Origin of the sequence: Microbacterium salsuginis, assembly GCF_012524205.1 — a bacterium.
Lineage (GTDB): Bacteria > Actinomycetota > Actinomycetes > Actinomycetales > Microbacteriaceae > Microbacterium > Microbacterium salsuginis.
Map to the genome: position 1 here is coordinate 49,897 of NZ_JABACI010000005.1, position 12,082 is coordinate 61,978.

The following is a 12,082-nucleotide window of genomic DNA, read 5'->3' on the forward strand; positions in this document are numbered from 1 at the left end:
GCAAGCCCCGCCGACAAGCGGGCCGGCTCAGGACGCGCGCGCTATGCGTGCGAGCACACCGTGCACGAACGAGCCGGAGTCGTCCGTCGAGAACTCCTTGGCCAGTTCGACGGCCTCGTCGATCGCGACGGCTGCGGGGACCTCTTCGTTATAGAGGATCTCCCACGCAGCCATGCGCAGGACGGCGCGGTCGACCGCCGGCATACGCGCCAGCGACCAGTCCTTCGCGAACGTGGTGATCTGCTCGTCGATCGCATCGCGGTTGTCGATGACGCCGTCGACGATCTCGCGCGCGTAGAGCCACGATGCCTGCCGGGCGGGCTCGTTCGCGGCCCGCTTCGCCTCCGCGGCGAGAATCGTGCCGATCTCGTCGCCGCGGACATCGGCCTGGAACAGGATGTCGAGCGCGCGCTTGCGCGCCTTGGTTCGGGCACTCATCTGCGAAGCACTGCCGCGATCAGTTGACGCGGCCGAGGTAGTCGCCGGTGCGGGTGTCGACCTTGACCTTCGTACCTGTCTCCAGGAACAGCGGCACCTGGATCTCGTAGCCGGTCTCGACCGTCGCGGGCTTCGTGCCCGCCGACGACCGGTCGCCTTGAAGGCCGGGCTCGGTATAGGTGATCTCGAGCACCACGGAGGCCGGAAGCTCGATGTACAGCGGGTTGCCGTTGTTGAGCGCGATCTGCACCTGCTGGTTCTCGAGCATGAAGTTCTTCGCCTCGCCGACGACAGTGGCCGGGACGGTCAGCTGATCGTAGTCCGCGACGTCCATGAACACGAAGGAGTCGCCGTCGTTGTAGAGGTACGTGAAGTCGCGACGATCGACGTTCTCGATCTCGATCTTCGCGCCGGCGTTGTACGTGCGATCCACGACCTTGCCCGACACGACGTTCTTGAGCTTGGTGCGAACGAACGCGCCACCTTTGCCCGGCTTGACGTGCTGGAACTCGATGACGCTCCAGAGCTGGCCGTCGATGCTGAGGACGACGCCGTTCTTGATGTCTGCGGTGGATGCCATGGGTGTGGAGGTTCCGTTCCGTTCGGGGATCCGGTCACGCTTGCCGCGCGGACCGACGTTCGATTCTACGGGATGCCTGATCCACGGCGGATTCGTCAGCCCTCGGCTTGCCCGGTGATCACGTCGACGAGGAGGTCGACGGCTCTCGCGTATCCGGGGACGCCCTCGCCGATCACATGCACCACCGCCACGTCGGTCACGTACGAGTGATGACGGAACGACTCCCGCTGCATGACGTCCGAGATGTGGATCTCGGCGACCGGGAGCGCGACGGCCGCCAGCGCGTCCCGCAGGACCACGGAGGTGTGGCTCAGGCCGGCGGGGTTGATCACGATGCCGGCGCAGTCCTCGCGGGCGGCATGGATGGCATCGACGATCACGCCTTCATGATTGCTCTGCATGGCTCGCACCTCGAAACCACGTGCGGCGGCGGCATCCGTCACCAGCCGCTCCACGTCGGCGAGCGTGTCGGAGCCGTAGATCCCGGGCTCGCGCGTGCCGAGCAGGTTCAGGTTCGGTCCGTTGACGAGCAGGAGCCGGCGGGGGGCGGTCACATCGGCACGATATCAGCGCTGCTGCCAGCGGTGCGCGGACCCTGCGTCAGAGCGCCTTCGACATGATGATCTCCGGGCCGATCGGCCCCGTGATCGTCTCACCCGTGGCTGCGAAGCCGGACCTCCGGTACGCAGCCTGCGCGCGCACGTTGTCGCGGTGCACGTCGAGCGAGAGTCGCGTCAGTCCGAGACCGCGGACCCAGTCCCCCGCCGCGCCCAGCAGCAGGTCCACGGCGCCGGAGCCTCGATGCGCCGGGTTGACGTAGACGCCGACGACGTCCGCGCGGCGATCGTCGATGTAGCGGCCCAGGTGGTCGGTCTGCCCCGTCGCCCGGATGAGCACCGAGAGACTTCCGACCCAGTCGTCGCCGGACTCGGCGACGAACTGCGCGGCTGTCTCGCTGTCCGCGGCCTGCTGCGCCCGGTCGTGCCAGAAGGAATCCGGGCGCGCGGCGACCTCGGCCGGGCTCTCGAGGAAGGCGATCGCGGCATCCGGATCGCTGGTCGATTCGAGGCGCAGAGCCTTCACGCGCGCCCACTCGTCAGCGCGGATGCGGCGCACGTGCAGGCTCGTCACCCCGCGACCTCCTGATACGCGGCGAACAGCAGCGACTCGTCCGGGGCCTGCAGCACGGTGGGCTTGGCGATGTCGTCCAGCACGATGAAGCGCAGCATGCCGCCGCGGCTCTTCTTGTCGCGCTGCATCGTGGCCAGCAGCTGGGGCCACGCACCCGGGCGGTAGCTGGTGGGCAGACCGAGGGTGTCGAGGATGTCGCGGTGCCGCTGGGCCGCGGCATCCGGAAGCCGTCCTGCCAGTCGTGACAGCTCGGCGGCGAACACCATGCCGACCGAGATCGCCGCGCCGTGGCGCCAGCGATACCGCTCGGCGTGCTCGATCGCGTGACCGACCGTGTGGCCGTAGTTGAGGATCTCGCGCAGGCCTGCTTCGCGCAGATCCTGGCCGACGACCTGGGCCTTCATGTCGATGGCGAGCTCGACGGTACGCCGGAAGGCATCGCTGCGCGGATCGACCGCGGCCTCGGGATCGGTCTCGACGAGGTCGAGGATCTCGGGAGCCCAGATGAAGCCCGCCTTGACGACCTCGGCGTAGCCGGCGACCCTCTCGTTGCGCGAGAGCGTGTCGAGAAGAGCCAGGTCGCACACGACGGCGCGCGGCGCCCAGAAGGCGCCCACGAGGTTCTTGCCTTCGGCGGTGTTGACGCCCGTCTTGCCGCCGACGGCGGCATCGACCATGCCCAGCACCGTCGTCGGCACCTGGACGACCTCCACGCCGCGCAGCCACGTCGCGGCGACGAAGCCTGCGAGGTCGGTGACGGCTCCCCCGCCGAAGCCGATGACGGCGTCGGTGCGGGTGAAGTCCGCCTTGCCCATCACCTGCCAGCAGAAGGCGGCGACTTCGATCCGCTTGCCGGCCTCGGCGTCGGGGATCTCCGCGAGCAGCACTTCGCGGTCCGTCACCAGCTGGGCGCGGAGACGCTCAGCCTGCTCGGCGAGCGTGGGCGGATGGATGATGAGCACCTTGCGGGCTGCGGGAGGCAGCGCGTCGGACAACGCTGACAGGATGCCGCGGCCGACGGTGATGTCGTAGCTCGCGTCTCCGCTCACGCTGATGGTCGTGGCATCCGTCACTTCGGCTCGCTCCGCTCGCTCAGTACGTCGCATGCTCTCTCCTCCGGCTCGGGACTGCGCACCCACGCGACGATGGCGTCGACGACGTCCTGCAAGGGCCCGCTCGAGGTGTCGAAGGTGACGTCGGCCAGCTCGTCGTACACCGGCCGGCGCTCTTCGAGGATCGCCGCCCAGCGCTCGATCGCATCTCCGGCCTGCAGCAGCGGGCGATTCGAATCGCGCACGCGTCCGGCGACCACCCTCGGTGAGACCAGGAGCAGCACCACACGGTGCGAGGCGAGGTCGGCGCGCGTCTCAGGGTGAAGCACCGCGCCGCCCCCGAGGGCGACGACACCGCCACCGGCGAGGCCGTCGGCCACGGCGCGGCGTTCGAGCGCCCGGAAGTGCTCTTCACCATGCTCGGCGAAGAGCTTCTCGATCGGCCCGTGGTCACGCACGACGGCGGCATCGGAATCATAGAACCGGATGCCGAGGGCCCGGGCGACCCGCTTGCCGATGCTCGTCTTGCCCGCCCCCATCGGACCGATGAGGACGATCGCCTCGGGGCCGGCGGTCATGCGCCGGCGGCGCCGAGTGCCGCGTCGCTCGCGGAGGCGGTGCGCAGCTCGGCGGGGATCGCGGCGAGGTAGCCGTCGAGGTTGCGTCGGGTCTCGGTGACGCTGTCGCCGCCGAACTTCTCCAGCACGACCTCGGCGAGCACGATGGCGACCATGGCCTCGGCGACCACACCGGCCGCAGGCACGGCGCAGACGTCCGAGCGCTGGTGGTGGGCCGAGGCGGTGTCGCCGGTGGCGACATCGACGGTACGCAGCGCCTTCGGCACAGTGGCGATCGGCTTCATGCCCGCGCGCACCCGCAGCACCGTGCCCGTCGACATACCGCCCTCGGTGCCGCCGGCCTTGTCGCTCGAGCGCGTGATTCCCTCGCCCGCGATGTGGAGCTCGTCATGCGCCTGCGAGCCGCGCCGGGTCGTGGTCAGGAACCCGTCCCCGACCTCGACGCCCTTGATCGCCTGGATGCTCATCAGCGCCTGCGCGAGCTTGCCGTCAAGGCGCCGATCCCAGTGGACGTGCGAGCCGAGGCCGGGCGGAAGACCGTATGCGAGCACCTCGACGACGCCGCCCAGCGTGTCGCCCTGCTTGCGTGCGTCGTCCACCTCCGCGACCATCGCCTGGCTCGTGGCCGAATCGAAGCAGCGCAGCGGATCGGCGTCGAGCGCGTCGACATCATCGGGCGTCGGCAGGGCAGCACCCTCGGGCACGCGTACCGGTCCGATCGAGAGCGTGTGGCTGACGAGGCGGATGCCGAGCTCGGCGAGGAATGCCCGTGCGAGAGCACCGAGGGCGACGCGGGCCGCCGTCTCGCGGGCGCTCGCGCGCTCGAGGATGGGCCGGGCCTCGTCGAAGCCGTACTTCTGCATGCCGACGAGGTCGGCATGACCGGGCCGTGGGCGGGTGAGCGCCGCGCCGCGACCGCGGGAGCGGTCGGTCAGCTCGACGGGCTCCGCGCTCATCACCTCGATCCACTTGGGCCATTCGGTGTTGCCGATGCGCAGGGCGATGGGACTGCCGAGGCTGGAGCCGTGGACGACGCCGGACGAGATCGTGAGCTCGTCCTCTTCGAACTTCATGCGCGAGCCGCGGCCGTAGCCGAGCTTGCGGCGGGCAAGATCTGCCTGGATCGCCGCACGCGAGATCGGGACGCCTGCGGGCAGGCCCTCCATGACGGCGACCAGTTCGGGGCCGTGCGATTCGCCGGCCGTGAGCACGCGGAGCATTGCTCCAGTCTCCCACGTGCCGGGTGCCGGTTACGCCGCGTTCGGGTCCTCGAGCGCGCGCCTCATGGCGTCGACGAGCACGCGCTCGTTCGGCAGAGTCGCCCCGGGGTCGCCGTTGCGGAAGATGCGGATCTGCAGCAGGGCCTGGTACAGCAGCATCCCGAGTCCCGAGCGGGCCGTCCCGCCGTGGCGCTCCCATTCGGACGACAACGCCGTCGGCCAATGGCCGTACACGACGTCGAGCAGCAGTCCTCCGGCCCGTGCGAGACCGGCGGCCGCGGCATCCGGAAGTCTTGCATCGCCCGGAAGAGTCGCGATCGTGAGGGGGACGTCGTCGTAGGCGGATGCCTGGAACGAGCCGGCGACGATGTCCAGACCCAGCTTGACGCCGAGCTCACGCAGCGGCGCGACCGCCTCGGGTCGCCGGGCGATCACTTCCACCTCGCGCGCCCCGAGCTCGGCCAGGGCCACGAGGGCCGATGTCGCGGTGGCACCGGCACCGACGACGCGCGCGCGCGGCAGCGCCGTGACCGCGTCGTCCGCCAGGGCGCGCACGATGCCACCGACGTCGGTGTTGAAGCCGCGCGGGCCCGCAGGATCCACGAGCAGGGTGTTGACGGCGCCGGTCAGCTCGGCGGCCCGGTCGTGCGCGGCCGCGGCGCGGAACGCGACGCCCTTGAGCGGCATCGTCAGCGACAGGCCGCGCCACGCCTCGTCGAGCCCGGCCAGCTCCGCGGCGAACGAGGCCTCGTCGACACGGCGTCGTCCGTACGTCCAGTCGAGCCCGAGCAGGCCGTATGCAGCGGCGTGGAGCTGCGGCGAGCGGCTGTGTGCGATCGGGTCGCCCCACACCTCCAGCCGGTTCGCGGAGGTCAGCACCCCGAACCGGGGTTGTCGCGGCACCATTGGATCCACTGTTCACGAGCCCGCTCATGCTCGGCCATGGTGGAGGTGAACACCGTCTCTCCCGTGTCGAGGTTCACCGTGACGAAGTAGAACCACGGGCCCTCGGCCGGATGCATCGCTGCGTTGATCGCCACGTCACCCGGGTTGGAGATCGGACCGATCGGCAGCCCGGGATGCACATAGGTGTTCCACGGGTTGTCGTCGGTGAGCGCGTTCTCGGATGAACTGACCGTGCCGTCATCCTCGCCCACGCCGTATTGCGCCGTGGAGTCCATCTGCAGCAGCCCGAACGTCTCCTGGTTGCCCGGATCGAGCCGATTCTGGATGACCCGCGACACCTTCTGCATGTCGGTCTCGAGGCGTGCCTCGCGCTGGACGATCGAGGCGATCGTGAGGATCTCCTGACGCTGCTCGACGGGGACGCCGGCGGCATCGAGCGATTGGACGGTGCGGTCGACGAGCGTCTGGATGGCCGACTGCGCCGTGACGCTGGGGTCGAAGGTGTACGTCGCCGGGAACAGCCAGCCTTCCAGGCTGGTGGCGGGGACGCCGTAGGCTGCGGGATCCGCGGCGGCCGCCTGGAACTCCTCCAGCGGTATGCCGGTGCCTTCGGCGAGCCGCTCGAGCGTGCCGTCGACCGTGAACCCCTCGGGGATCTGCGCCGTCAGCTCCATCTTGTTCGCGGGTTCCATGAGCGCTGCCAGGGCAGCCTCCGAGGTCATCTGCTTCTGCAGCTTGTACACGCCCGGCTGGAACGGCGGATTCTGGCCGGATTCGATGAGGTAGTCGTAGAACGCCTCCGGGGTCTTGGTGACACCCGCGTCGTAGAGCGACTGCGAGATCGGCGAGCCGGTGTCGCCCGAGGCGATCGTGACGAAGACTTCGCCGTTGGCGAGTCCCTCCTCGTAGTCCTTCGGCTCCTCCCAGCCCATGACCTCGCGGATGTTGTCTTCGTAGGTGGTCCAGACGTACCACGCACCGCCCGCGATGCCGCCGAGGATCAGGAGCACCACGCCCAGCGCGATCCAGCCGCCGATGCGCCGGCGGCGACGGTTCTTGGGCGGAGGGACGTCGCCGAGGTCCTCTGTCGAGCTGTTGCCGCTGAAGAGGTCGTCCAGCGTCGCCGACGGAGCGGCGCCACGCCGGCCGCCGTCCGCCCCGCGCGCGGCCGCGCCTGCGTCGCGTCGTCCAGAGGGGACGCCGCTCCCGGTGCCGCTTACGGGTGAGGCGGCAGGGGCGCCCGCGGGAACGCCCGGGGACTCGTCTCCGCGCGCGGCAGCGGCGGTCGGGACGGTCGCCATGGCACCGGTGCGGCTGTACGGCAGCGCGGGTGCCGTCGTCGCACCGGCGAAGATCCAGGAGTCGTCGGCGGGTTCGTCCTGGGCGTCGGGCTGGGCGGGACGCGGCGTGCGGAGCGGCACCGGCTGGAAGCCGCTGCCGTCGGCCGTCGTCTCGGCCGGGTCCGCGGCATGGACGGAGTCAGCGGGATCGGGGACGGGCAGGGGCTCCGGCGAAGGGGTGATCGGAAGCGACCCGGTCTGGCGCGCCGCCGCCTCGCGCGCGGCCCGGCGCGACAGCGGCGCACCGTCGGGCGTCACGCCCGCAGCCGGAGAGCCGCCTGCCGTGACGCCGCCACTCGCGCCGCGGGAACCGCTCTCGCGGGTCCGCGGGTCGGGGAGCTTGCCGTACAGATCCGCGAACGGATCGTCGGACGGTGATTCGGGCATGTCAGGCGGGCTCCTGGGGGACGGGGATTCCGGGGGGCCGTCCAGTGCTCTTCTCGACGTCGAGTGCTTGCTGAAGCAGGACGACTGCGGCGACCTGGTCAACGATGCTACGCGACGAACGCTGGGTTCTGCCCGAACTGCGCAGCGCCGCGTGTGCCGACACCGTCGACAGCCGTTCGTCGACGAGGCGGACGGGCACGACGGATGCTGCTGCCAGCGCACTCGCGAAGGCCCTCGCGTCGGCGGTCGACGCCGTGTCCTCCCCCCGCATGTTGAGCGGCAGACCGACCAGTACCTCGACGGCCGCGTGCTCGTCGGCGAGGGCCACGATGCGGGCCACCGACCCGTCATCGCGCGGGACCGTCTCGACCGGCGTCGCAAGCAGTCCGTCGGGGTCGCAGCGCGCGACGCCGACGCGGGCCTTCCCCACGTCGATGCCCAGCCGCACGCCCCGCCGGAACCCGCTCACCAGCCTGAGCCGCTCACGAGGCCAGGGCGTCCTTCACCGAGGCGAGCGCTGCCGGCAGGGCCGAGGCATCCGTTCCGCCGCCCTGGGCCACGTCGTCGCGACCGCCGCCGCCACCGCCGAGCACGGTTGCAGCGCCCTTGGCGAGGACTCCCGCCTTGACGCCCGCGCGACGTGCTGCGTCGTTGGTCGCCACGATCACGACGGGTCGCCCGTTCACTTCGGCGCCCAGCGCGACCACCACCGCGTCGGAGCCCAGCCGCTCACGGACCTGCAGTGCGAGCGAGCGCACGTCGTCGGCCGAGGCGGCGGTGCCGAGGGACTCCGCGACGACGAGTGCGTCGCCGACGCGTGCGGCCGCCGCCGCCAGCGCCGGGAGCCGGTCACCGAGCGCCTTGGCCTCGAAGGCGGCGATCTTCTTCTCGGCCGCCTTGAGGCTGGCCGTCAACTCGGCGATCCGCGCGGGCAGCTGCTCGCGCGGTGTCTTGAGGGTGGACGTCAGCTGCGAGACGAGCGCGCGCTCCGCCGCCAGCGATCGGAAGGCGTCGAGCCCGACGAGCGCCTCCACGCGTCGGTTGGACGCACCGACCGACGACTCGCCGACGAGGCTGATGAGGCCGATCTCGGCGCTCGTGGACACGTGCGTGCCCGCGCACAGCTCGCGGGACCAGGGCCCGCCGATGTCGACCATGCGGACCGTGTCGCCGTACTTCTCGCCGAACAGCGCCATCGCGCCGAGTGACTTCGCCTCGTCCAGCGCGAGAACCCGAGTGGTGACCTCGAGGTTGTCGCGCACGGCGTTGTTGGCGATCTCTTCGATCTCGGTCTTCGTGGCGTCCGACAGCGCCTGGCCCCACGTGAAGTCGAAGCGCATGTAGCCGGCACGGTTGAGCGAGCCCGCCTGCGTCGCCGTCTTGCCCAGCGTGTCGCGCAGCGCCGCATGCACCAGGTGCGTCGCGGAGTGCGCTTGGCGCGCGGAGCGGCGGTTGGCAGCATCCACGATGGATGTCGCAGCCTGGCCGACGCCGACCTCGCCGCTGGTCACCTCGACGGTATGGCTGATCAGGCCGGCGACCGGCTTCTGCACGTCGATGACTTCGAGCTCGTACCCCGGGCCGACGATGACGCCCTTGTCGGCCACCTGACCGCCGGACTCGGCGTACAGCGCCGTGTCGGCGAGGATCACCTCGGCGATCTGCCCCGTGCCGGCGCGATCGACCGGAACGCCGTCGACGAGGATGCCGAGCACACGCGACGACGTCTCGAGATCGGTGTAGCCGGTGAAGACCGTCTCGCCCAGGGCACGGAGGTCGCGGTACACGCTCGTGTCGGCGAGCTGGCGCTTGCGCGCCTTCGCATCGGCCTTCGCCCGCGACCGCTGCTCCTGCATGAGCGTGTCGAACGCGGCACGGTCGACCGTCAGGCCCGCCTCCTCCGCGATCTCGAGCGTCAGGTCGATCGGGAAGCCATACGTGTCGTGCAGCAGGAAAGCCTCGGCGCCCGCGATGGTGCTCCCGCCCGCTGCCTTCGTCTGCCCGAGCGACTCGTCGAGGATGGATTCGCCCGCGGCCAGCGTGCGCAGGAACGTCGCCTCTTCGGCGAGCGCGTACTGCGAGATGCGTGCCCAGTCCGTCTCGACGACCGGGTACGCGTCCTTCATGGCGTCGCGGGAGGCGGCGAACAGCTCGGCGAAGGTCGGTCCGTCCACGCCCAGCAGCCGCATCGAGCGGATCGCGCGGCGCATCAGGCGCCGCAGGATGTAGCCACGGCCGTCATTGGACGGAGTGACGCCGTCCGACATCAGCATGAGCGACGAGCGCACGTGGTCGGCGATCACGCGGAAGCGCACGTCGTCGTCGTGGTTCGCTCCATACGTCCGACCGCTCAGCTCGACCGCCTTGTCGAGGACCGGCCGCACCTGGTCGGTCTCGTACATGTTGTCGACGCCCTGCTTGATGAACGCGATGCGTTCCAGGCCCATGCCGGTGTCGATGTTCTTCGCGGGGAGCTCTCCGACGATGTCGAAGTCGTACTTCGAGCGCACGTTGGTGATCTCGTACTGCATGAAGACGAGATTCCAGATCTCGACGTAGCGGTCATCGTCTGTCGCAGGGCCGCCGTCGACGCCGTAGGCCGGGCCGCGGTCGAAGAAGATCTCGGAGCAGGGTCCTGCCGGCCCCGGCAGTCCGGTGCTCCAGTAGTTGGTGTCCTTGCCCAGGCGCTGGATGCGCTCAGCCGGGAACCCGGCGACCGTCTGCCACAGCTCGAAGGCCTCGTCGTCCTCCTCGTAGACCGTGACCCACAGGTCCTTCGGGTCGAAGCCCAGCCCGCCGTCCGCTTCCGGTGACGTGAGCAGCTCCCACGCGAAGCGGATGGCGCCCTCCTTGAAGTAGTCACCGAACGACCAGTTGCCGAGCATCTGGAAGAACGTGCCGTGCCGAGGCGTCTTTCCGACCTCTTCGATGTCGTTCGTGCGGATGCACTTCTGGTTGTCGGCGGCGCGGGCGTACGGGGCGGGCACGTCGCCGCTGAGGTACGGGATGAACGGCACCATGCCGGCCACGGTGAACAGCAGCGCCGGGTCGTCGGTCACCAGCGATGCCGAGGGCACGATGGTGTGGCCGTTCTTCTCGAAGTAGTCGAGGAAGCGCTGGGCGATCTCGGCGGTCTTCATTCAGGTCCTCGCAGATGCGCGGGCCACTCCCCCGGCGGTGTGCCGGGGCATGGGTCCACTGGGTCAGTCGGTGAGCTTGCGTGCGGTGTCGGAGACGGCGTCTGCGGCGTCGGAGGCCACGTCGGCGGCCCCCGATGCCGCCGCCTTCGCGGCATCCTTCACGTCGTCGACGAGACCCGAGAACCGGGCCTCCTGCTCGCGGTACGCGTCGCCCATGCGATCGGTGAATTCCGAGATACGGGCGTCGACGTCCGCGAGGATCTCGTGTCCGCGGGGATCCTTGTTCATGAGGTGCGCCACGACGAAGCCGCCGGCGATGCCGAGCACGAACCAGAACAGGTTCTTCATGTCATCACTCCTCGCTGGGGCCGCGGGCGCGGCATCCCACCATCGTAGAGCGTGTCCCGGCACGGTCGCAGAGCGACCTGCTCGGCGACCGGGGTTCACGGCCACCGACGCCGAAGGGCGCCGGGTTGCCCCGGCGCCCTTCGTGGTGTGCGGTCTGTTATCGCGCTGCGCCCGTTCGGACGCGGCGCTGACGCGCGAGTGAGCCTGCGGCGCTCAGCGCGCTGCGTAGTACTCGACGACGAGCTGGACGTCGCAGACGACCGGAACCTCGGCGCGCTTGGGGCGACGCACGAGACGGGCCTGCAGCTTGTCGAGCTCGACCTCGAGGTAGCCCGGAACCGGGGGCAGGACCTCGGCGTGACCGCCGGCCGCTGCCACCTGGAAGGGCTCGAGGCCCTCGCTCTTGGGCTTGACGTGGATGACCTGGCCCGGCTTCACGCGGAACGACGGGCGGTCGACGAGCTGGCCGTCCACGAGGATGTGACGGTGCACGACGAGCTGGCGGGCCTGCGCGGTGGTGCGGGCGAAGCCGGCGCGCACGACGAGCGAGTCCAGACGCATCTCGAGCTGCTCGACGAGGTTCTCACCGGTCAGGCCCTGGGTGCGGCGCGCCTCGTTGAACTGGATGCGAAGCTGCTTCTCGCGGATGCCGTACTGCTCGCGCAGACGCTGCTTCTCGCGCAGACGGACGGCGTAGTCGCTGTCCTGCTTGCGCTTGGTGCGGCCGTGCTCACCCGGAGCGTACGGACGCTTCTCGAGGTACTTGGCCGCCTTGGGGGTCAGTGCGACGCCGAGGGCGCGCGAGAGACGCACCTTGCGGCGATCCTGGGACTTCGTAGCCACGAAGTGTTCCTTTCTTGACGCTGCCGTGTCTTTCACGGCTCGCGGGCGTATCGCCTGTCTTCGCCCTGTCCGGACTGCACGCCGGGGCATGCCGGAAGGTGGTGAAGAAGAGAGGGGAT

The 12,082-nt window shown here is 70.1% G+C and carries 13 protein-coding genes; all 13 read right to left on the reverse strand.

The annotated features are described in order from the left end of the window. Positions 1 to 27: 27 nt before the first annotated feature. The 13 genes from nusB to rpsD all read right to left on the reverse strand — a co-directional run bounded on the left by nusB (position 28) and on the right by rpsD (position 11,963). On the reverse strand, positions 28 to 438 hold the full coding sequence (gene nusB, locus HF576_RS16225; protein WP_168913891.1) for a transcription antitermination factor NusB: 411 nt from the start codon (positions 436 to 438) through the stop codon (positions 28 to 30). A 19-nt stretch (positions 439 to 457) separates the two neighbouring features. Further along, entirely contained in the window at positions 458 to 1,018 is a 561-nt protein-coding gene (gene efp, locus HF576_RS16230) for an elongation factor P (protein WP_168913892.1), read from the reverse strand. A gap of 95 nt (positions 1,019 to 1,113) precedes the next feature. Beyond that, positions 1,114 to 1,572, reverse strand: coding sequence for a type II 3-dehydroquinate dehydratase (locus HF576_RS16235; RefSeq protein WP_168913893.1), 459 nt, complete (start codon positions 1,570 to 1,572; stop codon positions 1,114 to 1,116). Positions 1,573 to 1,618: 46 nt separating this feature from the next. Next, a complete protein-coding gene (locus HF576_RS16240) occupies positions 1,619 to 2,149 on the reverse strand; it encodes a GNAT family N-acetyltransferase (RefSeq protein WP_168913894.1) in 531 nt (176 codons plus the stop codon). Next, entirely contained in the window at positions 2,146 to 3,222 is a 1,077-nt protein-coding gene (aroB, locus tag HF576_RS16245; RefSeq protein ID WP_168914311.1) for a 3-dehydroquinate synthase, read from the reverse strand. Before aroB ends, HF576_RS16240 begins: the two co-directional genes overlap by 4 nt. After that, positions 3,219 to 3,779 (reverse strand): shikimate kinase, encoded by a 561-nt coding sequence (locus tag HF576_RS16250; RefSeq protein ID WP_168913895.1) that lies wholly within the window; start codon positions 3,777 to 3,779, stop codon positions 3,219 to 3,221. Before HF576_RS16250 ends, aroB begins: the two co-directional genes overlap by 4 nt. Then, complete coding sequence (gene aroC, locus HF576_RS16255; protein WP_168913896.1) at positions 3,776 to 4,999, reverse strand: chorismate synthase; 1,224 nt, start codon at positions 4,997 to 4,999, stop codon at positions 3,776 to 3,778. Before aroC ends, HF576_RS16250 begins: the two co-directional genes overlap by 4 nt. Before the next feature lie 30 nt (positions 5,000 to 5,029). After that, positions 5,030 to 5,905: a shikimate dehydrogenase gene (locus HF576_RS16260; protein ID WP_168913897.1), complete on the reverse strand. Its 876-nt coding sequence runs from the start codon at positions 5,903 to 5,905 to the stop codon at positions 5,030 to 5,032. Next, complete coding sequence (gene mltG, locus HF576_RS16265) at positions 5,872 to 7,632, reverse strand: endolytic transglycosylase MltG (protein WP_240949005.1); 1,761 nt, start codon at positions 7,630 to 7,632, stop codon at positions 5,872 to 5,874. Before mltG ends, HF576_RS16260 begins: the two co-directional genes overlap by 34 nt. Before the next feature lies 1 nt (position 7,633). Beyond that, positions 7,634 to 8,101 carry a Holliday junction resolvase RuvX gene (gene ruvX, locus HF576_RS16270; protein ID WP_168913898.1) on the reverse strand — a complete coding sequence of 156 codons (468 nt, stop codon included), beginning with the start codon at positions 8,099 to 8,101 and terminating at the stop codon, positions 7,634 to 7,636. A 13-nt stretch (positions 8,102 to 8,114) separates the two neighbouring features. Continuing rightward, the gene (gene alaS, locus HF576_RS16275) at positions 8,115 to 10,772 is read right to left on the reverse strand and encodes an alanine--tRNA ligase (RefSeq protein WP_168913899.1); all 2,658 of its coding nucleotides are present in this window, start codon (positions 10,770 to 10,772) and stop codon (positions 8,115 to 8,117) included. Positions 10,773 to 10,835: 63 nt separating this feature from the next. Beyond that, on the reverse strand, positions 10,836 to 11,120 hold the full coding sequence (locus HF576_RS16280; RefSeq protein WP_168913900.1) for an ATPase: 285 nt from the start codon (positions 11,118 to 11,120) through the stop codon (positions 10,836 to 10,838). A 213-nt stretch (positions 11,121 to 11,333) separates the two neighbouring features. Further along, positions 11,334 to 11,963: a 30S ribosomal protein S4 gene (rpsD, locus tag HF576_RS16285; protein ID WP_168913901.1), complete on the reverse strand. Its 630-nt coding sequence runs from the start codon at positions 11,961 to 11,963 to the stop codon at positions 11,334 to 11,336. Positions 11,964 to 12,082: the final 119 nt, after the last annotated feature.

Bases quoted from the DNA above. Each gene is read 5' to 3' on its own strand.
- alaS (WP_168913899.1), bottom strand. From the start codon at position 10,772: ATGAAGACCGCCGAGATCGCCCAGCGCTTCCTCGACTACTTCGAGAAG.
- mltG (WP_240949005.1), bottom strand. From the start codon at position 7,632: ATGCCCGAATCACCGTCCGACGATCCGTTCGCGGATCTGTACGGCAAG.
- efp (WP_168913892.1), bottom strand. From the start codon at position 1,018: ATGGCATCCACCGCAGACATCAAGAACGGCGTCGTCCTCAGCATCGAC.
- HF576_RS16260 (WP_168913897.1), bottom strand. From the start codon at position 5,905: ATGGTGCCGCGACAACCCCGGTTCGGGGTGCTGACCTCCGCGAACCGG.
- HF576_RS16280 (WP_168913900.1), bottom strand. From the start codon at position 11,120: ATGAAGAACCTGTTCTGGTTCGTGCTCGGCATCGCCGGCGGCTTCGTC.
- aroC (WP_168913896.1), bottom strand. From the start codon at position 4,999: ATGCTCCGCGTGCTCACGGCCGGCGAATCGCACGGCCCCGAACTGGTC.
- nusB (WP_168913891.1), bottom strand. From the start codon at position 438: ATGAGTGCCCGAACCAAGGCGCGCAAGCGCGCGCTCGACATCCTGTTC.
- HF576_RS16250 (WP_168913895.1), bottom strand. From the start codon at position 3,779: ATGACCGCCGGCCCCGAGGCGATCGTCCTCATCGGTCCGATGGGGGCG.